Consider the following 25,131-nt stretch of genomic DNA (forward strand, 5'->3'; position numbering starts at 1 on the left):
CTATTTACCCAAAGCTATGTTGCCAAAGCTATGCAAGTTGGTTGCGTAGAGGCGGGTTGTTAACAACTGCATATTTTTATCATTATCTCTAAAATGAAAGTAAGTAGTTGTGTTATAAAGTGCGGTTGTACACGGATTTAAGCTCAATGAGGGGCTGGTTGAAATATGCAGAATAATAAAACTTCTACAGTAGAAGACATAACGCTTGTTGAGTTTGTTGTGCTGTTGATTAAACAGTGGAAAGTGATGCTTGGTTGTATGTTGCTAATGATTTCCATTGCTTTATTGATTGCTTTTTTGAAGCCGGTGAAGTACGACTTTACTACTATGTACAGTGTGGCGTCATATGAAACGGGGGAAGGGGTTAAGCGAGGGTTGGAAACGCCTGAAGAAGTGATCGCCAAGATCAATAATGTTTTTTTAGAGCGGCAGCGGCGTAGCTTGTTATCAGATAATGTTGCAGAGCTGCCATTTGAAGTTAATGTCACCAACCCACGTAATACGTTGTTGTTGAGAGTGACTAGTACGACAGAAGATAAAAATTTACCGCTTGTCGAGCGCTTCCATACAGGCTTGGTTCAGGCGATAGAAGAAGATCAGAGCAACGTAGTGGAGGCGCTGAAAAGGAGCCTTGAATCTCAGTATAACGCATACTCAGAGGCGCTCGCGGCGGCACGAAGCAGTAACAGTGAAAGGGCGAGTGAGTTAGAAGCAGTTTATTTAGAAAAAGTATTTTTAATAGAGCGAAGAATTTCAAGTATTAACGAAGGTGAGGCCTCTCAGTTGTCAGTGAGAAGCATAGAGCCAGTCGGGCTAGGAAAAAGTTTTATAATTGCCGTAGGCTTGATTTTGGCAATTTTATTCGCGCCTATTGCTGCAATTTTACGTATTTTCATGAAGAAAGTGACCATCGCTTATCGGCAAAAACACTAATCGAGAGCAATGTTAAAACGTTAATGCCCGCTGGAGGCATAGATGGATGTAAAGTTAAAGACATGCCTCGATATCATGCTATTGATATTTTTGATTCTGTGGCCTGTAGTAGATACACTTAATGGTTACCTGCATTATCAGCAAATAGGTATATCAAGTGTGTCTGCTCCTTATAAAGCATTAGGCTTTATAGGGGTTGTTCTAATGTTGCTAGTCTATCATCCTAAGTATTTTTTTCAGCTACTAGCTATAATTTCATTAGCTGCTATCTGTGTTGCATATCATTATTTTATTTATAATGGGTCAGCTGAGAGTGTTGTTTGGTTAGTGAGGGCGCTGTTAACACTTGCATTAATTTTTTACCTGGTAAGCGAGAGCTCAAGAGGGAGCTTTTGGAGTAGAAGAAAGTTGGCTGGATTAATGCTTCTTTATTTTGTCGTTATGTCGGCGAATGTAGTTTTGGGTATGTTTGGGATAGGTGAGACACAATACGCGGGTGGGATTGGCGGAAAAGGGTTCATTATTGCTGGTAATGAAATGAGCTACTTAATGCTTGCTTCGGCGAGCATCGTGTTAATTTACCTCGCAGAACATAAGAGTTTCTTGATATTGACAAGTGCATTCTTAGTATTGCTGTTTTTCTTCCTGATGAAAGCCACTAAAGTAGCTATGCTAGGAATTTGCCTAGCTTATCTATACGCCTTGGTATTTGGTGGGTATTTCACGGTAAGGCGTATCCCAGTCATTTATATATGTAGCCTCTTTGGAGCAGTGGCTGCGCTTATGCTTGGATACCAGTTTGTTCAAGCGACAGGTTTGCTCGACCGGATGTTATTTCTCTATCAGCTTCATGGCGGTTTTTGGGGAGCGCTGCTGAGTGGGCGAGTGACTTTCGTACAGGACGCATTTAATCAACTGGTCATCGATTTTGGTTTCTTGGATGTGTTCTTTGGTGTAGGGGTAGGGCAATTGCTTACGATTAGAGGATCGTTGGTAGAAATTGACTTGGTTGATGTGTTTATTGCCTTCGGCATTGTGGGCCCCTTCGTTTTTTATTTTCCTTGGATGCTATTGGTCAAGTGGTCTATGGCATTGATGGCTCACAGTCCTAAAGAGGGACTCAGCTTTATGCTGCTTGCCATTACCTTAATTGGCGTTAGCTTAACTGCTGGGCATGTGGTTAATTCGGGAATCGCATCTAGTGTAACTGCTTTTTTAGTTAGTTATATGTATATGACTAAAGAGATTAGGTCGTCGCGACAGGGAGACGTGGTATGAAGATTCTTATGGTAGCTTCATTTGGCGGCCATTTTATTCAGCTGAAGCGACTTTATGAGCAGCTGAAAAGTGAAGCAGGGAGCAGTCCAGCGACGTTTGAATTCGCAGTAACTGAAAAAAATATTAATGTTGATGGAAAAAAGGCGCTTTATTTTGCGAATGTCCACCGGGAAAGTGGTATTCGGAAAATGTTAAGTACGCTTCTTAAGGTATTTAGATTGCTTCAAGAAACCAGGCCCGATGTGGTGATATCAACAGGAGCCCTGCCTGGCCTTATCGTATGCTTTGCTGCCAAACTTAAAGGCAAAAAAGTCATTTGGCTTGACAGTATGGCCAACTATCAAAAAATGTCATTTTCTGGAAATATTGCAAAATTTTTCTGTGATGTATGTTTAACGCAATGGGAGCACCTGGCGGCTAATGACAACCGCGTTAGCTATTGGGGGAAGGTGTTATGATTTTTATAACGGTAGGGACTCAACTGCCTTTTGATCGGTTACTCGAATACTTTGATGAGTGGCGCAATCAAGTGGGGTACGCAGGAAAGGTGGTTGCTCAAGTTGGTGAAGGTAGCCAATTCAGTAGCCCTACCATAGAGATGTTTGAAACTCTCTCAAGCGAAGAGTACTACCAATGGTTCTGTCAGGCGGACGGTGTTGTTTCTCACGCGGGTATGGGGAGTATTTTATCGTGCCTGGACCATAGAAAACGAGGTGTTTTCTTACCACGTCAGCATGCACTCGGCGAGCATAGGAACGACCACCAGCGAGATACCGCCGAGGCATTTGAGGGTAAGTACCCATCGTTAGTCTTTTGTACTGAAAAAGAAGCCTTCTTCAACGCCCTAACTAGCCTTGTGGATGCTAGTCAGTCACCCGTTGATTCAACCAGCGTCGAAACGAATAACGAGCTGGGTAGCAATATTGCGACATACCTCGGGTTGAAGGGAGCATTATTGTGAGCCGTGTTTTGCTCTGGACAAATATGTACCCTACTGAGTCTGCTCCCTATTACGGTACTTTCGTGCGCGCTACAGAGCAGGCATGGCGAAAGGAATTAGGCGATGAAAATGTAGAATTAGTCGCGATTAAAGAGAAGCCTGCGAGTGCGCTGAGTAAAATCAAGCTGTACGCTAACCTATTAGCTAGGTGCTTTTTTTCACTGTTCAGGCAGCGCTCTGGCACGATATTGGAAGTGCATTACCCAGTCTATTTCTTGCCACTACTGTATTTAGCTGGTTTTTTTAAAGCCAAGCGCTTTTATATTGTGCTTCGGTTTCATGGCACCGACTTAGATCAAATCACACGGTCGAAAATTTTTCGAACGCTCTTCCAGTGTGTACAGAAAAGGGTGGATTTATGCGTCGCCCCCTCGGAGTATTTTCGTTACAAGTTAAGCCAAGAATTGAACTTCCCCATCGAGCATGTGGTGAAGGTTTATCCCGATAGTGTTGGGAAAGATTTTGTGAATAACGAGGCAAAACGTATCACTGACGATGACACGTTTACGATTGGCTGTGTATCACGGCTAGAGCCTAATAAAAATTGCCAAGAACTACTTCATGCGTTTGCACAGTTATCTATACCCAACAAGCGCTTGATCTTTATTGGTGATGGTAGTCAGCGTGCTACCCTAAAAACGCTGGCGAAGCGTTTGAATATTGAGTCGCTGGTCTCATTTAAAGGCGCTGTTCCTCGGCCAGAGCTTCCTGGTGAATTTGCCCAGTTTTCTGTATTTGTATTCCCTTCGCTCAAAGAGAGCTTTGGGCTAGTCGCTGTAGAAGCACTGGCTTGTGGTGTGCCGGTTATCGCAAATGCCAAGCTGCATGCGGCAAACGAGTATCTTGAAGAAGCAAGGAACGGCTACTTTTACCATAATGGAGCAGAAGGGTTGAAAGACGTTATTGAAGCGTTTCATGCATTACCGCAGGGGCAGCGATTGGCACTATCTCAGCAAGCCACATTGGTAAGTGAAAAATTTAATTATGAGCAGGTCTTCAGTCATGGGGTGACTGAAATTATGAGCAGGAAGCTGGCTGGCAAAGCTGAACATGAACGTACAAGTAGCAAAGGATAACAAGAATGGGTAAGCCAAAAACAATGACGTTTTCGGAGCGTTACCCACCGCAGGTGGTCTTTCCGTTTTTTGATGTGTTCGCTATTTTTGCTGGTGGCTGGGCAGCTCACTATTTGCGCTTTGGCTCGCTTCAGCTTCATGAGCGCTATGTGCTGGCGTTACTTTGCCTTGCGTTATTGGTATTAGTCATCAACAGCATGTCGGACAGCTATAAGCGTTGGCGTATCACTCCGGTCTACCAAATGTTAGCCAAGTTAATGTTGGTCTGGCTTGCTGTCGGTATTACTGCAGCCTCGCTTATTTATTTTGCTCATGCCGCAGAGCGCTATTCACGGCTTTGGATCGGGTTCACTCTAGTTCTTTCGTTTTTAATGGCGGGTGGGGCTCGTTTGCTTGTGCAGCTAGGATTGCGGCACGTGCGCTTGCGAGGAGGTGCTCGTCGGCCTGTCTTCCTAGTAGGGCCCAGTCAAAACGTATTGGACGTGGCTCAGGGTATACGTAATGCTGCCTGGGAAGGTCATACTATCGCTGGGGTTGAGCGAATTAAACCACTGCTTAATGATAAATGTATCGAACGTATTGCTCGTCGCATCACAAAATCAAAGGCGCGTGAAGTGTGGATCTGTGTTCCATTGGAGATGGGGGATACAGTGCGAAAGCTTTTTTTCGCACTGAGGAACCATACGGCGGAAGTGCGATTTATCCCAGCGTTTCAAGACATGCACCTACTCAATCATCGCATGAGTGAAGTGGCAGGGCACTGTGCTATTGATCTGAGCGTTTCTCCGATGAGTGGTATGGCGCGGTTTATAAAGCGCTCAGAGGATATCGTCATTGGGTCGCTGATATCGCTGTTAATACTTCCGGTATGCTTAGCCATAGCCTTGGTGATCAAGCTAACTTCGCCAGGGCCAGTGCTTTTTAAGCAGTACCGGGAAGGCTCCAATGGTCGCCACTTTAAAGTCTATAAGTTTCGCTCTATGCATGTGCATGACGAACGCAATGGCATGGTCACGCAAGCGAAGAAAAACGACAGCCGCATCACAAAAGTGGGCGCTTTTTTAAGGCGCACATCCTTGGATGAGCTACCCCAGTTTTATAACGTTCTGCAAGGCAGGATGTCGATTGTAGGGCCGCGTCCTCATGCTCTGGCCCACAATGAGCAGTATAAAGAGCTGGTCGAGTCGTATATGCGACGCCACAAGGTCAAGCCAGGCATCACAGGCTGGGCACAGGTTAACGGTTTGCGTGGTGAAACGGATACGTTGCAGAAAATGCAGCGCCGAGTTGAGCATGACCTTTGGTACATAGATAACTGGTCGCTATGGCTGGATTTGAAAATTATCGTTTTGACTATTTTTAAAGGATTTATCAATAAAAACGCCTATTGAAATGCAGAGATGGAGCATGGATGTGTGGGGTCAGGTTGGCTTGCTCGTCCAAGCACTGCAATAATAGCCGCCTGTATGAAGGCTATTTTGTCTTCTGGCGCGCTTAGTTGTTATTAGGAACCCTGTTTTGATGGTGTCAAAAAACTCGCTTGCAGAGAAGAATGCATACAGTGCGCCACATGAATTAACGAGTGTGGCGGTTTTTATGTTGGCGGCGATCGCATTGGTAGTACCTAGTGGTTACTCCCTTGGGGCCATTGCTCTTCTCTTGGCGGGGGTTGGCCTGCTGATTCGCCGTGGGTTACCGAGTTTAACGACTCACGACCGCTTAATTATTGCCGCTTTAGTAGGTTACAGCCTGGTAGGGATCGCCGAAGCATGGTGGGACTCTCAAGGTAGTAGCGGGCTTGATAAGCCTATTCGCTACCTGTTGGCCGTGCCGGCGTTATGGTGGGTGCTTGCTTACCCGCCACGCCTGGCGTTTTTATGGAGTGGCATTGCTGTTGGTGCTATTTCTGCTGGTGGCTGGGCTGCATGGCAGAAGCTATTTACAGGCATCGCTCGCGCCGAAGGCCACACCCACGTTATTCAGTTTGGCAATTTGAGTATGTTGTTAGGCGTGCTCTGCATGGCTGGCCTGGGATGGGCGGTGGTGCAACGCCAGCGCAATATATGGGTAGCGTTACTGCTTGTTGGAGCTGCAGGGGGCGTATTAGGGTCGCTTTTTTCAGGTAGCCGGGGAGGGTGGGTTGGCTTTCCCATAGTACTGCTAGTGCTATACCGTGCCTACGGCACGGGATTGTCTGGGAAGCTAAAAGCCGCTGTTATTGTGACAGTAGTAGCGGCGGGGATTGTTGTATATACCGTTCCCCAACTGGGTGTTCAAAGCCGTGTTAACCATGCTGTCAGCGATGTGGCTCAATATATCTCCGGAGAAAACCGCGCGACCTCCGTAGGTTCCAGGTTTGAAATGTGGCGCGGTGCCGCATTACTTATTCAAGAAAAACCGCTGACCGGCTGGGGAAGCAATGGTTATGTGGAAGCAATGGGTCAGTTAGGGGATGAGGGCATCATTCATCAAGAAGCTGCTCAGTACGATCACCCTCATAACGAATTCATGGATGCCTCAGCAAAGCGAGGGCTCATTGGCTTGATAGCGCTACTCGCGCTATATCTCATTCCCATGCGTCTATTTGCTAAAAAGTTACAAGATGAGGATTTGTCCGTTCGGGCGCTGGCCACGGCAGGAGTGTTGCTTCCCGTGACATACATTGATTTTGGCCTTTCCCAGGCTTTCTTGACCCATAATAGCGGCGTAATGATGTACGCCTTTTTGCTAGTAACATTTTGGGGAGTTTATGCTAACCAAAGTCAGTCAGTGGTTGATGTAGCTTCCAAGCCTAATCTTTAAGTCGTTGATCCTTCGTTAGAAAAGGCCAGCTTTGTGGAAGCTGGCTTTTTTTATATTTTTTAGTGCTAAAGTGACAAAATTTAATTAATTGAATGTACAAGGTTTGTCAACGTAGAGCGTTGTCGGTTAATCCCTTACAATGATTCCGCTTCATAGCATAGGTTAACCACATTTTAAGCTGCACAGCGTAGGGCAAGGGAATGCGCCCGATTGAATCCCTGGGCGGTAGCGTGCCTTTTTACTGGAAATTACCATGTCAAATACCCCAATTTCTCTAACGCGGCCAGCTCGCATGCTGCTGGTGGCGTTAAGCGTCGCCGTGGTTGGCGGTTGCGCAACCAACTACCCCTCTGGAAGCACACAGCAAGACGCGAGGTATGTGCTCACCAATGACGCTGCCACATTATTAAAAGATGACACTCTCAACGGCTTTTTATCTCAAGCGCCCGCTGGTGGGGTGCTTAACGTTGCCCAAAGCCCCTGGGGAGATAACGTACAGCTAACGGCCGATGCCCCATATCTCGCTGCCAGTGGTCGTGAGTGCCGGCAATTAAGAGTGACAGAGCCAACGGGAAGCACGCGCGCGGCGCTCGCCTGCGAGACACCTAATGGCTGGGTACACCAACGGCTTGTAACCCATACACTTGTTAACTACGCAGTAGAAGGGCGCTAAGCATGAGTATGAAAAAGCTAACAATGCGTGATTCGCTGAAGCGTGTTCTACAAAAGCGTGGCCCACTAAAACGCACCCTCGCTTCGGTGAGTGTTATTGTAGTTGCTTCAGTGGGTACGTTGGTAGGTAGCCAGGCCTGGGCACAGTCGGTCAGTCTCTCAGACAGCATGCTACCCCAACAGAGCGGCCAGCAAAGCAGGCAGCAGCAAGAGCAAGTGGACGACACTCCCCGTGCAGATTGGCGAAGTGGCACCTACGGCCCTGTCTCTACAACTCTGCAAGACCCAGAGTCACTGACCCCATTCGGTGCCAATCTGTTTACAGGCGGTTTTCGTGGTGCCATGGGCGATGGGTTAAATGCTAGTTACCAAGTAAAGCCTGGCGACCAGATTACGGTGCGTGCCTGGGGCGCGTTTGAGTTTGACCGCGTGCTGCCGGTAGATGCTCAGGGCAATATCTTTATTCCTGGTTCTGGCCCCTTAAATGTAGAAGGTCAAAACAGCCAGCAGGTTGATAACAGCGTACGTCGAGCCATTACGTCTGTGTATCCTGAAAACGTGCAGGTTTATACCAATGTGCAGGGGGTTCAGCCGGTCGCTGTTTTTGTTACCGGCTATGTTGAAAATCCAGGCCGCTACGCAGGGACCCCAAACGACTCTGTGCTTTACTTTCTCGATCAGGCTGGCGGCATAGACCAGGACCTAGGCAGTTATCGCCAAATCCGCGTGATGCGCAACGAGCGTACCGTCGCAACCGTCGATCTATATGACTTCCTTATCAAAGGGACAATTGCCCGTCCGCAGTTTCAAGATGGCGACACTGTTGTCGTGGAAGAGCGCGGCCCAGCGATTGCCGTAGGGGGAGATGTTCACCGCGAACACCGCTACGAATTGCTAGGTAACCAACTAAGCGGTGCAGAACTGGTTAACTTGGCGCGTTTAAAAAGTGGTGTTTCACATGTGTTGCTGCGTGGAGATCGTGAACAAGGCCCTGTTGCTCAATACTTTCCAATAGACTTGTTCTATGGTCAAACCATCCGCAGCGGTGACGAAGTTATTTTCAGTGCCGACCAGCGTAGCGAAACCATTGTGGTAGAAGTAGAAGGTAGTTATTACGGGCCTTCACGCTTTGCATTGCCGCGTAATGCACTGTTAAGCGAACTGCTGGACGCTATTGCTGTGCCAGAGAACATGACCGCTGTGGAAAGTATCTCGCTACAGCGTGAAAGTGTGCGTCAACAACAAGCTCAATCCCTGCAAGATAGCTTGCGTCGCCTCGAAACTACCTACCTTGGTGCATCTTCTCGCACGGACGAAGAGGCGCAAATTCGACTTCAAGAAGCCGAGCTAATTGAACGCTTCATTGAGCGCGCCCGCGAACTAGAGCCTAGCGGCCGCTTAGTAGTGGCTTCCAGTAATGGCATTTCCGATATTCGCCTTCAAGATGGCGACGTTATTACCATTCCGGAAATTAGCGATTCTGTACTCATCAGTGGTGAAGTACTGGTGCCACAGGCCGCTGTCTATCGGCCCGGCACAAGTGTGATTGATTACGTGGAAAATGCGGGTGGCTTTACTGAGCGCGCCGACAAAGACCAGATCCTATTGGTTCGCCAAAATGGAGCTGTAGAACACGCGAGTAATTCCCCGTTGCGCCCAGGGGATGAAATTCTCATCATGCCCAAGGCTCCCACACATAACCTGCAGCTAGCAGCCACGCTGACGCAAATACTGTTCCAAATCGCTGTCACCACGCGCGTGGCGCTTGACCTCTAGCGCTGCTAGCCACGGAAGACACGGACGCCACTGACGGCACGGAAAAAACCTAAAGACTTTTGTGTTTCGACCTTGTCCGTGTTTTCAGTGAGTGTCCGTGGCAAATTAAAAGTCGCATAATTTATTTCACTTAAAAAAGTAGCGCTATGGCAAATGTAAAAGGTGCCCCAAAGGGTGCCCGTACGCCTTGGCAAGTCACACGTAGTGTTTGGTATGCCATGTTCATGCGGGAAGCCCTTTCCCGCACGATGGCCGACCGCATGGGCTGGTTCTGGATGATTTTCGAACCAGTGGCATTTATCGGCATTATGGTAGCTATTCGTAGCTTCATACGTGGTGGCCGGTTAGTGGTTAATGCCGAGTTTATTCCCTGGCTAATCGCCGGTTTAATGGGATTTATGCTGGTGCGAGAGGGAATGTTGCGCGGCATGGGGGCGATAGAAGGCAATAGTTCGCTATTTGCCTACCGCCAAGTACAGCCAGTAGACCCCGTGATTGTGCGTGTCTTTCTTGAAGGCGCGCTGCGCAGCCTAGTATTTCTCATCTTCATTGGTGGGGGGCTAATGCTGGGGTTAGATATGTACCCAGACAACGCCGTGCGTGTAATGGGGGCTTGGCTATCACTTTGGAGCCTAGGGCTAGGCTTAGGGCTTTTCACTTCCGTTGCTGCAACCTTAGTACCCGAAATCGGTAAAGTGATCCGTATGTTCTCATTACCGCTGATGATTTTATCCGGTGTCATTATTCCACTGAATAGCTTGCCTCACTGGTTGCTTAAATACCTCATGTTGAATCCCATTCCCCATGGGCTAGAAGTGCTCCGGTTAGGCTTCTTTGAGAACTATCAGGTGGTTCACGGTACCAGCATGCTCTATTTCTGGTTGTTTACTCTCACCACCATAACGCTAGGCCTTCTAATGCACCTGCGCTTTGTTGATCGGTTAAAGGCAAAATAATTCATGCAAGTTTCAATAGCTCGGTTTATCAAAAAGTCCCCCCATTGGGCAGTAGCGCTGGTTGCTATTTTACTGGTCTCCTTTTACTGGTTCGTATGGGCGGAAGAGCGTTATGTGTCCCGTGCCACCGTAGTATTGGAAAGCCCCCAGGTAGCCACGCCGGAATTTAGCCTCTCCTCGCTCATGGGTGGCGGTGGGGGAAATACCGCAGACCTCTTGCTACTTCGCGAGCACTTACTTTCTGTCGATATGCTCCGCCTGCTGGATCAGCAACTAGGTGTTCGCCAGCACTACAGTGAGAACGGTGACTTTTTTGCCAGGTTGCGTGACTCTGAAGCACCGATTGAAGACCTGCATAAATACTTCCTACGTCGAGTAGAAGTGGACCTAGATGAGTACGCCGGTGTACTGAATATTCATGTGCAAGGGTATACGCCTGAATTTGCCCACGATATGGCGTCGTTGCTGCTAGAAGCGGGTGAAGACCATATGAACGAAATGGGGCATCGTTTAGCAGAAGAGCAAGTGCGCTTTCTAGAACAGCAAATGGTGCGCTTAGAAGATCGCTTCAGAGAGACTCGGGCTCGGCTTATTGATTTCCAGAATGAGCATGGCCTGGTATCTCCCACGTCAACGGTAGAGAGCATTAACCAAGTCGTGGCAACCCTGGAGGGTGACCTGGCTCGCATGCAGGCTCAACGTAACGCCTTAGCGAGTTTCCAGAGTGCCCAGTCCGCTGAATTGCGTCAGGCAGAGCGCAGCATTGCAGCGCTTCGCGACCAAATCATCGAGCAGCGTGACCGTCTTGCCCAGACCGCAGGTGACTCACTCAACCGGATTTCTGCTGAATACGAAAACCTCGAGCTTCAGGCTCAGTTTGCCCAAGAAACCTACTCAAGTGCCCTGGCCGCGTTAGAGAATACCCGCTTAGAAGCTGCCCGCCAGCTCAAGCAGGTTAGCGTGCTACAAAGCCCGCTGTTCCCAGAATACCCCACCGAGCCCAACCGTCTTTACAACAGCAGTGTGTTCGCCATTATCACCATCTTTCTGGCCTTTATTTTCAGCATGATCACAATGATCGTGAAAGATCATAGGGATTGAGAAACGCAAGTGTCGTAGTACGGTGTAACGAGGTTGCGAGGAACGAACGAAGCCGAGGCACCCGCAACGGCGGCTAGCGCCACCGAAAAAGGATTTTTCGATGTTAGATATCATCCACCACGGTGGCGTGGCTGGGGTAACGGGCAGCTGTCACCAGCTCATCCTCAACCATGAACACTCACTATTGGTGGACTGCGGTCTCTTTCAAGGCGAAGATGCGCAAGAAGACAGCTTCCAGCAGCTGCAAATTGAATTTGATATCAGCACCGTAAAAGCCCTGATCATTACCCATGTACACATTGACCATGTAGGGCGGTTGCCTTATCTACTGGCGGCAGGGTTTAAAGGCCCCATTATCTGCTCTATACCCTCGGCCATGCTGCTACCATTGGTGATTGAAGATGCCCTGAAAATTGGCTTTACCCGCAACGCTGAACTCATCCAGCGTTTCCAGACTCAGCTCGAATCGCAAATCATCAGTGTGCCCTACGGAAAATGGCACACCGTTGTAAACGAGTCCGAAAAGGGTAAGCAGGGCATCACCACACAAATTAAGCTGAAACGGGCTGGGCATATATTAGGCTCCAGCTATGTGGAAGTTGCTCATCAACATGGTGATGGAGCGAAAGAGCGTGTTGTCTTCAGTGGTGATCTAGGCGCCCCCTACGCGCCACTCCTACCGGCTCCTAAATCCCCCTACGGTTGCGACCAGCTAGTGCTTGAAAGCACCTATGGCGACCGTCAGCACGCAAACCGCCGCAAGCGCCGAGCCGCCCTCAAAACTGCGATAGAGCAAGCGCTTACTAATGGCGGCACAGTGATGGTGCCTGCTTTCAGTATTGGCCGCACCCAAGAGCTGCTTTATGAGCTGGAAAGCATTATTTTTGACGCCAAGCGTAAGGCCAAGAAAAGACGCGGGAATCTGCAGTGGCAAGACATGGAAATTATCGTTGACTCACCGCTCGCGGCCCGCTTTACCAACGTATATCGCCAGCTAAAACCCTACTGGGACAAAGAAGCCCAGCGTCGTCTTCGCAGTGGTCGTCACCCGCTAAGCTTCGAAAATCTCTACACGATAGAAAGCCACGAAGCTCACGAGCAAACCGTACAATACCTGACAAAAACCGGCCGACCAGCCATCGTAATTGCCGCCAGTGGTATGTGCGCGGGTGGGCGCATTGTGAACTATCTCAAAGCCATGCTAGGTGATGAGCGTCACCAAGTACTGTTTGTCGGCTACCAAGGCGTAGGCACTCTAGGCAGAGCGATACAGCAGTGCGGGCCACGGGGTGGCTGGGTAGAAATAGAGAGCCAGCGCATTGATATTAAAGCAGGCGTTACCACGATCAGCGGTTACTCAGCGCATGCCGACCAAAAGAATCTACTGAATTTTGTAAAACGCATGCGCCGCTGGCCCCACACCATACGGCTGGTACACGGCGAACATACCGCCAAAACTGCGCTCAAAAATGAACTGGAAGCGCTGTATCAGCGCAAAAGCAAACCGCTTAATATCAATATGTAATGCGGTGTAACGAGCCAATGGCATTGCTCGCAACCCCAGCACTGTTTCGAGTTACACCACCTGATTTGAAAAATGCGCTAGTCTTAACTATGTATAGCCACTGATTTAACTCAGAAATACACATCACTCGTCATGCTAGCGAAAGAATGGCTGCTAGAAACATAAATGATGGCGAGTTAATCGAATTGATAGAAGCAGGTACGGTGAAGCAGAAAGATGATGTGCGAGTCTGGGTGGCAAAACATTTTGATAATAGGCAAGACAACCTCTTATGTGTTGCAGCCGTCCTAGAAGAAAAAGTTGTAGTGAAAACAGTAATGCATCATTTTGAGTGGGAGTAAAAGTAATGCGTACTACTTACGATGAGGCAGATGATATTTTAGTGCTGCACCTCTCAGAAAAAACGACTGTCAAAGAAGTGTCTCAAGACTGGAATACGCATATTAGCTATGCAGAAGACGGGACAATCACTGAAATCGTTATTTTAGATGCCTCCAAGCAAGGGGCATGGCCTCTTTTAAAAAGTCAAGCTGCCTGAGTAGTCTAACGCCGCACCTATGATTAGCTGCACCCGCAATGGTGCCGCAGCCACCCCGTAAGGCCGGTGGCTGCAAACCAGCACCGCTTCGCGAGCCAGCCCAAAATAAGCAACTCAACATCGATAACCGAGAACGCATGAAAAATATTGCAGTAGCAGGTACGGGTTACGTAGGCCTTTCAAACGCTATGTTGCTGGCGCAAAATAACAGCGTCACAGCAGTAGATATCGTTAAAGAAAAAGTAGACAAACTCAATGCTCGGCAATCGCCTATCGAAGACGTAGAGATCAGCGACTTTCTCAACCGCGATGATCTACAGTTTTCCGCCACTTGCGATGCCGAAAGTGCCTATGCCAATGCCGATATTGTCATAATAGCCACCCCAACAGACTATGACCCCAACACCAACACATTCAATACTAAAAGTGTTGAAGCGGTCATACAGCAAGTCATTAAGGTAAATCCCCATGCGTTAATGGTGATCAAATCTACCGTGCCGGTGGGTTATACCGCGAGCGCCAGTCAACGCTTTAACACCCAAAACTTAATTTTTTCACCGGAATTTCTTCGCGAAGGCAAAGCACTTCACGACAATCTTTATCCTTCACGCATCATTGTTGGCGAACGCTCCGAGCGAGCAGAGCAATTTGCCAATATGCTCAAGCAAGGAGCCATCAAAAAAGATGCCCCCATTCTGCTAACCAATAGCACAGAGGCGGAAGCGATTAAGCTGTTCGCCAACACCTATTTAGCAATGCGGGTTGCCTACTTCAACGAATTAGACACATACGCTGAAAGTCACGGCTTAGACGCTCGGCAAATTATTGAAGGGGTAGGGCTAGACCCACGCATTGGCAAGCATTACAACAACCCAAGCTTTGGCTATGGGGGCTACTGTCTCCCTAAAGACACCAAACAGCTGCTTGCTAACTATCATGATGTGCCGAATAACATGATCCAAGCCATTGTGGATGCTAATCGCACCCGCAAAGACTTTATTGCCAAAGCCGTTTTAAAGCGTAACCCCAAAGTAGTGGGCGTTTACCGGCTGATCATGAAAGCAGGATCAGATAACTTTCGTGCCAGTGCTATGCAAGGCGTTATGAAGCGCATCAAAGCACGCGGTATCGAAGTCATCGTGTATGAGCCGACACTGCACGAAGAGACGTTCTTCAACTCCCGTGTGGTTAATGATCTCGCGGTGTTTAAGAAAGAAGTGGATCTTATTTTAAGCAATCGAATGGCTAGCGAGTTAGAAGACGTTGCAGAAAAAGTCTATACCCGCGATTTGTTCGGCAGTGATTAAGCGACCGAATAGTTTGTTACTCCCTAATGTGAAAGTTAAAATTGTCAGTTTAAGGGCTACATAAACGTGTCAACGCAATTCTTAATTACTGGTGGCGCGGGGTTTATTGGCTCTGCAGTCATTCGTGAGTTAATCCATAATACCGACCACCGTGTCGTGAATGTTGATAAGCTCACTTATGCGGGCAATTTAGAATCGCTAACAAGTGTAGAAGGTAACGAGCGCTACACCTTTGTGCAGGCGGATATTTGTGATGCACCCGCTATGCAGCAACTGTTTGAAAAATACCAGCCTGATGTGGTGATGCACCTAGCGGCTGAAAGCCACGTAGACCGCTCTATCGACGGCCCAGCAGAGTTTATTCAAACCAATGTAGTAGGCACCGCGGTTCTGTTAGAAGCAGCTCGAGCTTACTGGAAAAACCTGCAGCAACAAGATGCCGCCAAAGCAGCAGCGTTTCGCTTTCACCATATTAGCACTGATGAAGTCTATGGCGATCTGGAAGGTACTAGTGAACTTTTCAAAGAAGAAACCCCTTACGCTCCCAGTTCACCCTATTCCGCCAGCAAAGCCAGTTCAGATCACCTGGTTCGCGCATGGCAGCGTACCTACGGCCTGCCCACATTAATCACCAACTGCTCCAATAACTATGGACCATATCACTTCCCGGAAAAGCTGATTCCGCTAATGATCCTCAACGCCCTAGCAGGCAAGCCGCTCCCGGTATACGGCGATGGTCAGCAAATCCGCGACTGGCTCTATGTAGAAGATCACGCCCGTGCCTTGATCAACGTTGCCACCAAAGGCGGTGTCGGCGAAACCTACAACATTGGCGGGCATAACGAGAAAGCCAATCTCACCGTGGTCGAAACGCTGTGCGACCTGCTGCAAGAGTTAGTGCCCCAAGGGGGCTCATACCGCGAGTTAATAACCTTCGTCACTGACCGCCCAGGCCACGATGTACGTTACGCCATCGATGCCAGCAAAATAGAACGCGAGCTGGGCTGGAAACCAGAAGAAACCTTCGAAACCGGCCTACGCAAAACCGTCGAATGGTACCTCGCCAACGAAACCTGGTGGAAACGCGTACAAGACGGCAGCTACCAAGGCCAGCGGTTAGGTAGTATTTCATGAACATCCTAATCACCGGCGGCAATGGCCAGGTAGGCTTTGAACTCCAGCGCCAGTTTGCTCCATTCGGCACTATCCTGGCCCCGACCCGCCAAGAGCTCGACCTAACCAACGCCGAAGCCGTCGATGTGTATCTTGAAAAACACCAGCCTGACCTGATTCTCAATGCCGCTGCCTACACCGCCGTTGATAAAGCTGAGAGTGAGCCAGAACAGGCGAAGCGCTTAAACGCCGAGCTGCCCGCACAGCTGGCTGGTTACGCCGCGAAGAAGGGTATTTCCCTGGTGCACTACTCAACGGATTACGTTTACCCAGGCAACGGCGAAACCCCCTGGCAGGAAGATAGCCCCACCAGCCCACTAAGTGTTTACGGCCAAACCAAGCTCGAAGGGGATCAAGGGATTATCGAAAGCGGTGCCAGCCACCTGATTTTTCGCACTAGCTGGGTCTACGCCGCCCGTGGCAGCAACTTTATGAAAACCATGCTTCGCCTAGGCCGTGAGCGTGACGCACTGAACATCGTTAACGATCAAATCGGCGCGCCCACGACCGCGCGCCTAATCGCTCAAATCACCGCGTTGTCTTTCACGGTTCACGGCTCACGGCTCTCTATTCACATTCCCCAAGGCATTTACCACTTAGCCCCCAGAGGGGAAACCAGCTGGCACGGCTTCGCCAGCGAGATTTTCAGTCAAGCCCGAAAAGCAGGGGAAGCACTAACGATTACGCCTGAAAGCACCGCAGGCATCCCCACGGCAGAGTACCCAACACCCGCCCAGCGCCCGCTGAACTCACGCATGGCGCTGGGTAAGTTAGAAAGCGCACTAGGCATCACCATGCCCACCTGGAAAAGCCAGCTAGCATTAACGCTTAAAGAACATCTCAGTAATTAAAAAAACGTTATTCGCCACGGACGTCACGGACAAAACCATTTATTTGTTATTGGGTTGTTGCTTTTGACCTTGTCCGTGTTGTCAGTGAGTGTCCGTGGCTAAAAATGAAAACCCTTAGCTAAACCGATGAAAGAGCCCACTATGAGCCAAAGCTCACAAAGAAAAGGCATTATCCTGGCCGGTGGCTCGGGTACGCGGTTACACCCCATTACCCGTGGTGTATCCAAGCAGCTACTGCCGATTTACGACAAACCGATGATCTACTACCCGATCTCGGTCCTTATGCTGGCGGGTATCCGCGATATTTTGATTATCTCAACGCCGGAAGATTTGCCCCAGTATCAAAACTTATTGGGCACCGGCGAAGACTTTGGCATTCGCCTAGAGTACGCAGAACAGCCAAGCCCAGATGGCCTGGCTCAAGCGTTTATCATTGGTGAAGAATTTATTGGCGAAAGCCCCGTCTGCTTAGTGTTGGGCGACAACATCTTCCATGGACAGCACTTCTCCGACCAGCTAAAGCGTGCCAGTTCTCATACCTCGGGTGCGACGGTATTTGGCTATTTGGTGAAAGATCCCGAGCGCTTTGGTGTCGTGGAATTTGATGAGCAGGGCAGTGCTATTTCTATCGAAGAGAAGCCAGAAGAGCCAAAATCTGCCTACGCGGTGACCGGGCTGTATTTCTACGATAACGATGTAGTAAACATTGCCAAGCAGGTAACCCCCTCTGAGCGCGGCGAGCTGGAAATCACCAGTGTGAACAACGCCTACCTGCAGCGTGGTGATTTACGTGTAGAACGCCTTGGTCGTGGTTTTGCCTGGTTAGACACCGGCACCCACGATAGCCTGCTAGAAGCCAGCCAATACGTACAAACCATTGAGCACCGCCAAGGTCTAAAAATCGCCTGCCTTGAAGAGATCGCCTGGCAGCAGAAGTGGATCAGCAACGAACGCCTCGCCGAACTCGCCCAACCACTTGCCAAAACCCAATACGGCCAATACCTACAGCGCCTGCTTCAACAGAAGATGCAAAAGTAGAAGCCAAGAGATTTTTGCCACGGAATAAACGAATTTTGCCACGGACGCTCACGGAACCCACGGATAAAAACCCAAAGGTTTTTTGTTTTATGTTTCGCCCTTATCCGTGTTTTTCAGTGAGCATCCGTGGCTAAACAAATTTGGCAATGGCTAAAGGATGTTTAATGCAATACGAAAAGCTTGCCATTCCCGATGTGGTGTTGATGACCCCCCAGGTATTCGGCGATGAGCGCGGTTTCTTTATGGAAACCTTTCGCCAAAGCGAATTCGAAGCCCACTGCGGTCACCACACCTTCGTGCAAGATAATCACAGCAAATCCGTCCACGGTATTCTGCGTGGCCTGCACTACCAGCACCAACAACCCCAGGGCAAGCTAGTGCGGGTAACCCAGGGCGAGGTCTTCGATGTGGCGGTTGATATGCGCGAAAGCTCGCCAACCTTTGGTCAGTGGGTGGGCGTAATGCTCAGCGAACAGAGCAAGCAGATGCTATGGGTGCCCCCTGGCTTCGCCCACGGCTTTTATGTCACCAGTCAAGAAGCTGAGTTTCAGTACAAATGCACCGATTACTACGCCCCTGGTGATGAAGTATCGCTGCGTTGGGATGACCCTAGGCTCAATATCCAATGGCCACTGTCCAGCCATCAGCCGCCACAGCTCTCAAGCAAAGATCAGCAAGGCCTATCATTTATTGATGCACCATGCTTTAGGTAGCACATGATCGAAATACGTAACCTCTACAAGCGCTACCACAACCACCACGGTAGCGACTGGGTATTGAAAAATATCAACCTCACCATACCCCCAAATGTTAGCGTGGGGCTGATAGGGGCGAACGGTGCAGGAAAATCAACGTTACTGCGCTTAATTGCCGGTATGGATAAGCCCGAAAGGGGCGAAGTGATTCGCCACACCAAGGTGTCCTGGCCAGTCGGCCTTTCCGGCGGTATGCAGAAAAACATGACAGCCCGGCAAAACGTCAAGTTCGTTGCTCGGGTTCACGGCAGCTCCAGCGAAGACGTAAAGCGGGTTATCAAATACGTAGAAGACTTCGCCGAAATAGGCAGCGCCTTCGACGAACCCGTCAGAACCTTCTCCTCGGGGATGCGTTCACGTATTTCGTTTGGCCTATCGCTGGCGTTTGATTTTGACGTCTATATTTCCGATGAAGCCACCGCTGTAGGCGATAAAAACTTTAAAGCCAAAGCCAAAGCCGCTTTTCGGGAAAAAACCGGCAAAGCCAGTCTCATCATGGTCTCGCATAGTGAAGGCATACTCAGAGAGCTCTGCCAGGCTGGTATCTTTATCAACAAAGGCGAAGCCACCTGGTTTGATAGCATCGACGATGCCATCGAAGCTTACCACCAAGCGTATGGATTGGTTGAATCAGCGCAGCTGAAACAAACACGAAAAGACGTGCTAGACGCAAGAAATAGCTTCAAAAAAGCCAAAGCTGCGTATAAAGAGGCCAGCGATAGCAACCGCGAGCCAGACAAAGCGCTTGCAGAATTAAAACGCGATATGAATGCGAAACTAAAAGTATTGCGTAAACACAAGGCAGCGCTTAAGTCTCTCCAAGAAGCCAACGACGACGAATAGATTCTTTACAGGTGGCTATTTAACACTATGTTCTCAACACATAAAGAAAGCATCGCGCACGCTGACGACATCGCATCCCTACAAGCCTGGAAAGACTTTACGCTCCGGTTCTGGGAAGAGAGTGCGCCCACCATAAAAGAAGAGCAAAGCCGCCAGCTATTTCACAGCGGGTTCTACAGAAGCCGAGCTACTCTGTACGACCTAGCTGAAAACGACCTTAATGCCTACCTGAGCGATTACCAGTCACTTAGGCTGCAATCAATTAATCAAAAATACCAGACCGTCTTATCAGACCGAGTGTTGTGTAGCCATGTAATGGCTAACTACTTCGATGTTGAAAAGAACATCTGCATCATCTCCAAAAATGGAGCCCAGTGGATAGAATCACCGTGGTGGACCACTGAAAGCTCTGCCCCTAGCATGGTGCAGGTGCACTCTCTGGCACCCGATGACCACACGCAGTACCGCAAGATACAGCTGGCGGAGAACAGAGACTCGCTGGCGTTTCAAAAAACATTGATTAATCAGCTGGTCGAAGAAGCCGAAGAGCAGAGTGAGGCGTTGATTATTTCCACAGCGCCGGTACAGCACAGCTGGCTGACCAAGGTAAGTCCCGAAGGCTACCACCTGCTTCATGTATTATTGGTACGTGAGCCCGATGAAGGGCTACCTGAAATAGCCGCGGCTAGCTTAACGGTGGGCAGTAAGGCAAACCAGTCGAACACTCCGGCACGGGTAGAAGAAGGCGCGCTCAGTGCCAGTATCAATCCTCAAACCGGTCTAATAACAGCATGCCGTGGGCTTAACCAACAGGGTGTGATAGACACTTATTTACAGCACCCAGACACCGCCCAAACCCTTGTAGGTGAGCACTTACCTAATTGGGAAGCGATAAGAAAAGCACTGCTACGCTTCTTTGATGAATCATCATATTTGCACGTTTGCAGTCTAAGCTTTGTCGTTACCGAAACCGGCGTATCGTTTTTTGGAACCAACACCGACGTTATGGCAGCACACCAAATGCACCAACCGCTACTTGAGCACCCCGGTATTGCCAATCACTTGAATAAGGTGAGTGGCTAGTTATGCCAGCGCAGCTCGTGCCAACACAATATATGTCAACGCTATTTAAGACGCTTGAATGGCGCCTAAAAAGGCGGTTGGGCTATCAAGAGGCCAAAATTCGGGCAGAAATAGAACAGAGCGGTTACTTTCATTCAGAGTGGTATCTTGCTAACTACCCAGAGCTACTTAACGAGCCACGGGCTGTGAAAGATCCACTGGGTTATTACCTAGCGAGCGGAATACAGCAAGGACACAACCCAGGGCCAGGGTTTCATACCCAGTGGTATCTGGAAGAGTACGACGACGTACGTAATGCCTCTATAAACCCGCTACTGCACTACCTACGCCATGGCCGTCAAGAAGACCGTAGGCCAACGCCTTTTCTAGGCGGCGTGCAAAGCATAATGCACAAACAAGGAGGCGCAAACCATCGTGTTATTTATAAAACACGTAGAAGCGCAGACTTAAGCCACGTTGGCCGCATAAAACGGCTAGAGCACAGTGAAGGCGTACAAATTTGGCGTGAGTTTAGCCAAACCTTTCGAGCGCAGCAGGGAAGCCTTGCCCAGCAGGAAGCAGAGTACCTACATAACCGCGGCTTTCTGCCTAACCGCAAACGGCTTTATAAGCTTCCAGATACACGGGTAGATGCCTATATCAGCGACCTGCAAGCCAGCCTGCTGGCTCAAACCAATGGGCCAATGCAGCCGTTGCTGGAAAACACAGAGCTCCAATGGCAGCTCTATAACCATCGTGTACCGATGGTTGCCAACCCCACGGTGACTAAGAAAGCGCAGCCCACAGGGCCGGTTCTTAAAGTCATCTTAATGATGGATCCTGCCGGTGCTGGGTTGGTGCCACTCTCGGTGGTGGCTACCAAAAAAGCGACGGCCGCTACCGTGGGCATGGCGTTAAGCATGCAGCTATCACCCAACAGTGGCCGCACCCGAAGCGTAGCGCGGTTTAACAGTAGTGGAACCGTTGTAGGCCCTAGAAAGCCTGTCCCCTGGGAAAAATATCGCTACAAAGCCGCCTGGCAGCAAGCCAGTAAAGACATTATTTTTCCCATTCAAAAAGAGTCGCTTTACTCCTTTGTTCAATTAGATATTGATATTTCGACGCCCACCCCGATGCTGATTCGCCTAGCAGCGACCCCTACAGTAGAAGACTTTCAAGTACACGGCCCGTTAATGCAAAACCAAACAGCCATCGACTTCATGCGTGAGTTTGGAATATGACCCCTGAGACGATCGACAATGCCACCCAGCAGGCCGAAAAGACCCCGACAGGCTGTCAGGAAACGGAAGTGGGCGAGCATAAAGGTGCAGCTGAAAACGAGCTACCGAAAGATCACCACAAACAGTTGATGGAAAGCCTGCAGGAAACCGATCAGCTCGGGCTACTAAAACGCTTCACATTAGATTTTCACGCCGACCCAGACCTGGACACCTTAAGCGAAGAAGAGGCTCGGTTTTTTTATGAACGCGGCTTTCTACCGGAAAAGGCAAGGCTATATGGGCTCAATCGCGACAACATCGATACTTACCTAAGCGATGTTCAGCGGTGGCTTACTCGCCTAGTCAATGGTCCGTATAGCGTTGTTTTTAACAACAAAATACTGTTTGACCAAGTGTTCGGTCAATATTGCAATGTGCCACGCACGGTTGCGGTATGTCGGCAGGGAAGAGTTATCCCCCACACCGACCTATGGCAACAAATAGAAGCTGGCCAGGCGGGCCCACTGATGCTGGTGGCCAAACCCTTGGGAGGGGGAGGCGGTGGAAGTGTTTATTTTATTCGTATAGACAAACGCCATGCCGTGGTAGAAACCAACGATGCCACCAACCCGCGCTTTAGTGTTAAAACTGAAGCGCTAGGGGAAGTGTTCAGTCGCCAGCGGGTACCGTTCATTATTAATGAATATGTACAACAAGGCGAATTTTCCAAACGAATGTACCCACTCACCGTAAATACTGTGCGTGCGTTAGTGGTTCGTGATGCAACAACGGGCGAGCCTTATTTAGTACGCGCTGTATTAAGAGTAGGTAATAGTGAATCTTATCCCATTGACAACTTCTCGTTAGGTGGGCTAAGCATAGAAGTGAACAAAGAAACAGGGGAGTTAGGCCACGCAGTGGCAGCGGCTGGCCGATTTACTGGCCAGCGGTGGGCAACGCACCCAGATACTGGCGAAAAGATCACAGGTGCTTATATTCCTAACTGGCAAGAACATAAAAATAAACTGCTAACCTTGTTCAATAAGCTGCCGTACCTGAAGTACTGTGGCTTCGACTTAATACTTCAAGATGACGATTTTGTAGTGTTAGAGGGAAATAGCTATAGCCAAGTAAGATTATTCCAGATGCATGAACCTCTCCTGATTGATATAGGGTATGTAAGGTTTCTTAAAGAAAAAGGACTTTTAGCTAAGTAATATGCTATGGCTCTGCGTAGACTTTAAGCAAGACTTAGCAAGAATCCAAATAATAGCCAGCGGGGTTAAGAGTGAATATTATGTTAAAGCCGAACGACGTTGTTGAAGATAGTTTATCTGGTGATAAGTTGAATATTGAAGGGTGTGAGCTTTTTGTCTATAAAAAACAAAAGTACTCTAAAGAAAAAAAGCTTCCAACATATTCAGTGGCTATCAACGCATCTGTCGGAAGTAAAAGAGTAAGTGTTGTTCGGCATGGCTATATAATGAGCAAAGTTGGTCGTGTGCCATTACTAAATAAAAATATGTCTGAATGTGCGCTTGAAGACTTTCCAGGTGAGGTTGAGCTGAATAGCCTTAACGTCAAAGATGTAAGGAAAGCGCTGTACTTGTTACGAGATGACGCTTGCTTAAATGCGGTTAATGAGAACAGTGATGAGTTAAAAAGCAGTTCAGAGTTATTGGATAACGAAAATGATGTTGATCATTTGTTGTTAATGGAAAGGGCTAAAGCAAGGCTTAGGCCGTTTAGGCTAGCGATCAACGATCTTATTCGTTTCGTATCGAATGAAACTCGAAACTCTGATTCTGTGGAAGAGTGTTACGTAGATGGAGAGCAGGTTTCAAGGAGGTTCTTTTTATCTGAAGTGTTTAACAGAATTGAAGACTATACAGCTTACCCCCTTCCAGCTAAACCATTTATTTATGGAAAAGAAATAGTAGAGTATTCTGATTTTAAAGAGCTAAAGCTTCTTAAGAAGAATGGCACAAAGGGTTTTCTCTTTTATTATTATGCTCTTGGCTACGGGCTTTCCGCTACAAGATTGAGTAAGTTTAGCCTTATTGCAGAAGATAAGCATCGGAATAATATGCTTTATAGTTGGAGCACATCCCAGCTTTCGAGCATTGTTTCACATGCATTTTGTGTTGATAAGGAAGCAACACGGCAAATTCTAAATGAGCAGAGTTTACCGGTACCTGCAGGACGTGCTTTTGAACCAAAAGATATTACATCTGCATTAGAATATGCAGAGTTAATTGGTTACCCCGTTGTATGTAAACCTCTGAATGGCTCTAAGGGAGAAGGGGTAGTAGTTAATATAAAGAAAAAAGAAGAGCTGTTAGCCGCTATAAAAACTCTAGAGCGTAGTGTTTATAAAGACAGTGATTTCATTGTTGAAAAATATATCAAAGGAAAAGATTACCGTATTGTAGTCGTCGGCAATGAAGTGAAAGGAGCGCTCTGTCGCGAGCTAGCTTCTGTAACAGGTGATGGTGTTCACAGCACAGCAGAGCTAATGCTTGCAAAGCATGCATGGAGAATGAAGAACCCCCACTTTATTGAGCGCTCTGCATTCATCGAAGAAGATAGTGCTTTCGGCAATATCAATGATTTTTCCGTAGACCTTTTACGTGTTCCAGAACTGAATGAGCACGTGGTATTTGGAACAAGCTGTAACCTTTCACAAGGTGCAGATTCCGTAGATGTTTTAGACGAATTACATCCCTCAATTAAAGAAGCTGCAGTAAAAGCGACAGAAGCAATTCCTGGATTACGATATTGCGGGGTTGATATTTTAATTGAAGATCATACAAAAGACATTGCCTCTCAGTCGGCTGCTATTATTGAGTTGAATGCGAAAGCAGCGATTGGTAACTGTGAGTACCCCATGTTTGGCAAGCCGCGTGAGGTTGTTAAATCAATATTTACGACGGTGGCCGAAGACTTTGGTATTGATATTCCAAAGGTATTTAATGAAGGGCACTGCAAAGTGGTTTGTGAAGTAAAAGGCTCTATAGATAAAAAAGAATATGCCCGTTGGGCCTACAGATCGGCTAAACAATTAGGTGTGGATCTTAAAGTAAAAGAGTTAAACAGCCCAAAAGTTCACATAGAGCTAGAAGGCAGTGTGAAGGTGGTGGCTATGATGGCAACAAGGCTAGTCGTTGGGCCTAGGTCTTCAAGGCCATACTCAGTTAAAACCCGCCTGATTGCTTAATTATTATA

The 25,131-nt window shown here is 48.4% G+C and carries 24 protein-coding genes; all 24 read left to right on the top strand.

The annotated features are described in order from the left end of the window. Positions 1-165: 165 nt before the first annotated feature. Entirely contained in the window at positions 166-933 is a 768-nt protein-coding gene (locus HZS79_RS00280; protein ID WP_179926761.1) for a Wzz/FepE/Etk N-terminal domain-containing protein, read from the top strand. A 42-nt stretch (positions 934-975) separates the two neighbouring features. Then, positions 976-2,211: an O-antigen ligase family protein gene (locus tag HZS79_RS00285; RefSeq protein ID WP_179926762.1), complete on the top strand. Its 1,236-nt coding sequence runs from the start codon at positions 976-978 to the stop codon at positions 2,209-2,211. Further along, positions 2,208-2,669, top strand: a complete 462-nt coding sequence (locus HZS79_RS00290; protein WP_162218297.1) for a glycosyltransferase family protein — start codon at positions 2,208-2,210, stop codon at positions 2,667-2,669. The genes HZS79_RS00285 and HZS79_RS00290 overlap by 4 nt, the downstream gene beginning before the upstream one ends. Then, positions 2,666-3,172: a glycosyltransferase gene (locus HZS79_RS00295; protein ID WP_179926763.1), complete on the top strand. Its 507-nt coding sequence runs from the start codon at positions 2,666-2,668 to the stop codon at positions 3,170-3,172. Before HZS79_RS00290 ends, HZS79_RS00295 begins: the two co-directional genes overlap by 4 nt. Next, a complete protein-coding gene (locus HZS79_RS00300; protein WP_179926764.1) occupies positions 3,169-4,287 on the top strand; it encodes a glycosyltransferase in 1,119 nt (372 codons plus the stop codon). Before HZS79_RS00295 ends, HZS79_RS00300 begins: the two co-directional genes overlap by 4 nt. 5 nt (positions 4,288-4,292) lie before the next feature. After that, positions 4,293-5,678 carry an undecaprenyl-phosphate glucose phosphotransferase gene (locus tag HZS79_RS00305; RefSeq protein ID WP_162218294.1) on the top strand — a complete coding sequence of 462 codons (1,386 nt, stop codon included), beginning with the start codon at positions 4,293-4,295 and terminating at the stop codon, positions 5,676-5,678. Positions 5,679-5,883: 205 nt separating this feature from the next. Then, positions 5,884-7,089, top strand: coding sequence for an O-antigen ligase family protein (locus HZS79_RS00310; RefSeq protein ID WP_238401414.1), 1,206 nt, complete (start codon positions 5,884-5,886; stop codon positions 7,087-7,089). 253 nt (positions 7,090-7,342) lie between these two features. Then, entirely contained in the window at positions 7,343-7,762 is a 420-nt protein-coding gene (locus HZS79_RS00315; protein ID WP_162218293.1) for an RT0821/Lpp0805 family surface protein, read from the top strand. 8 nt (positions 7,763-7,770) lie between these two features. Continuing rightward, entirely contained in the window at positions 7,771-9,537 is a 1,767-nt protein-coding gene (locus tag HZS79_RS00320; RefSeq protein ID WP_238401420.1) for a polysaccharide biosynthesis/export family protein, read from the top strand. Positions 9,538-9,683: 146 nt separating this feature from the next. Continuing rightward, positions 9,684-10,493: an ABC transporter permease gene (locus HZS79_RS00325; protein ID WP_179926765.1), complete on the top strand. Its 810-nt coding sequence runs from the start codon at positions 9,684-9,686 to the stop codon at positions 10,491-10,493. A gap of 3 nt (positions 10,494-10,496) precedes the next feature. Continuing rightward, positions 10,497-11,594, top strand: a complete 1,098-nt coding sequence (locus HZS79_RS00330) for a KpsE/RkpR family capsule polysaccharide export protein (protein WP_179926766.1) — start codon at positions 10,497-10,499, stop codon at positions 11,592-11,594. A gap of 100 nt (positions 11,595-11,694) precedes the next feature. After that, positions 11,695-13,119, top strand: a complete 1,425-nt coding sequence (locus tag HZS79_RS00335; RefSeq protein WP_162218290.1) for an MBL fold metallo-hydrolase — start codon at positions 11,695-11,697, stop codon at positions 13,117-13,119. Between the two features lie 122 nt (positions 13,120-13,241). Continuing rightward, the gene (locus tag HZS79_RS00340) at positions 13,242-13,460 is read left to right on the top strand and encodes a DUF4258 domain-containing protein (protein ID WP_340159009.1); all 219 of its coding nucleotides are present in this window, start codon (positions 13,242-13,244) and stop codon (positions 13,458-13,460) included. Positions 13,461-13,465: 5 nt separating this feature from the next. After that, a complete protein-coding gene (locus tag HZS79_RS00345) occupies positions 13,466-13,657 on the top strand; it encodes a DUF2283 domain-containing protein (protein WP_162218288.1) in 192 nt (63 codons plus the stop codon). Positions 13,658-13,794: 137 nt separating this feature from the next. After that, positions 13,795-14,964: a nucleotide sugar dehydrogenase gene (locus tag HZS79_RS00350; protein WP_162218287.1), complete on the top strand. Its 1,170-nt coding sequence runs from the start codon at positions 13,795-13,797 to the stop codon at positions 14,962-14,964. Between the two features lie 60 nt (positions 14,965-15,024). Continuing rightward, positions 15,025-16,098: a dTDP-glucose 4,6-dehydratase gene (gene rfbB / locus HZS79_RS00355; RefSeq protein WP_371829559.1), complete on the top strand. Its 1,074-nt coding sequence runs from the start codon at positions 15,025-15,027 to the stop codon at positions 16,096-16,098. Further along, positions 16,095-16,988: a dTDP-4-dehydrorhamnose reductase gene (gene rfbD / locus HZS79_RS00360; RefSeq protein WP_162218284.1), complete on the top strand. Its 894-nt coding sequence runs from the start codon at positions 16,095-16,097 to the stop codon at positions 16,986-16,988. The genes rfbB and rfbD overlap by 4 nt, the downstream gene beginning before the upstream one ends. Positions 16,989-17,129: 141 nt before the next feature. Next, positions 17,130-18,026: a glucose-1-phosphate thymidylyltransferase RfbA gene (gene rfbA, locus HZS79_RS00365; protein WP_179926768.1), complete on the top strand. Its 897-nt coding sequence runs from the start codon at positions 17,130-17,132 to the stop codon at positions 18,024-18,026. A 164-nt stretch (positions 18,027-18,190) separates the two neighbouring features. Continuing rightward, positions 18,191-18,739 carry a dTDP-4-dehydrorhamnose 3,5-epimerase gene (rfbC, locus tag HZS79_RS00370; RefSeq protein WP_179926769.1) on the top strand — a complete coding sequence of 183 codons (549 nt, stop codon included), beginning with the start codon at positions 18,191-18,193 and terminating at the stop codon, positions 18,737-18,739. 3 nt (positions 18,740-18,742) lie between these two features. After that, on the top strand, positions 18,743-19,624 hold the full coding sequence (locus HZS79_RS00375; protein ID WP_162218281.1) for an ABC transporter ATP-binding protein: 882 nt from the start codon (positions 18,743-18,745) through the stop codon (positions 19,622-19,624). Between the two features lie 27 nt (positions 19,625-19,651). After that, positions 19,652-20,707 carry a sugar-transfer associated ATP-grasp domain-containing protein gene (locus tag HZS79_RS00380; protein WP_179926770.1) on the top strand — a complete coding sequence of 352 codons (1,056 nt, stop codon included), beginning with the start codon at positions 19,652-19,654 and terminating at the stop codon, positions 20,705-20,707. Positions 20,708-20,709: 2 nt separating this feature from the next. After that, positions 20,710-21,927 (top strand): hypothetical protein, encoded by a 1,218-nt coding sequence (locus tag HZS79_RS00385; protein ID WP_179926771.1) that lies wholly within the window; start codon positions 20,710-20,712, stop codon positions 21,925-21,927. Next, positions 21,924-23,123, top strand: a complete 1,200-nt coding sequence (locus tag HZS79_RS00390; protein WP_179926772.1) for a sugar-transfer associated ATP-grasp domain-containing protein — start codon at positions 21,924-21,926, stop codon at positions 23,121-23,123. The genes HZS79_RS00385 and HZS79_RS00390 overlap by 4 nt, the downstream gene beginning before the upstream one ends. A gap of 80 nt (positions 23,124-23,203) precedes the next feature. Beyond that, positions 23,204-25,123, top strand: coding sequence for an ATP-grasp domain-containing protein (locus HZS79_RS00395; RefSeq protein ID WP_179926773.1), 1,920 nt, complete (start codon positions 23,204-23,206; stop codon positions 25,121-25,123). Positions 25,124-25,131: the final 8 nt, after the last annotated feature.

The organism is Vreelandella zhaodongensis, assembly GCF_013415115.1.
In the GTDB taxonomy this organism is placed as follows: domain Bacteria; phylum Pseudomonadota; class Gammaproteobacteria; order Pseudomonadales; family Halomonadaceae; genus Vreelandella; species Vreelandella zhaodongensis.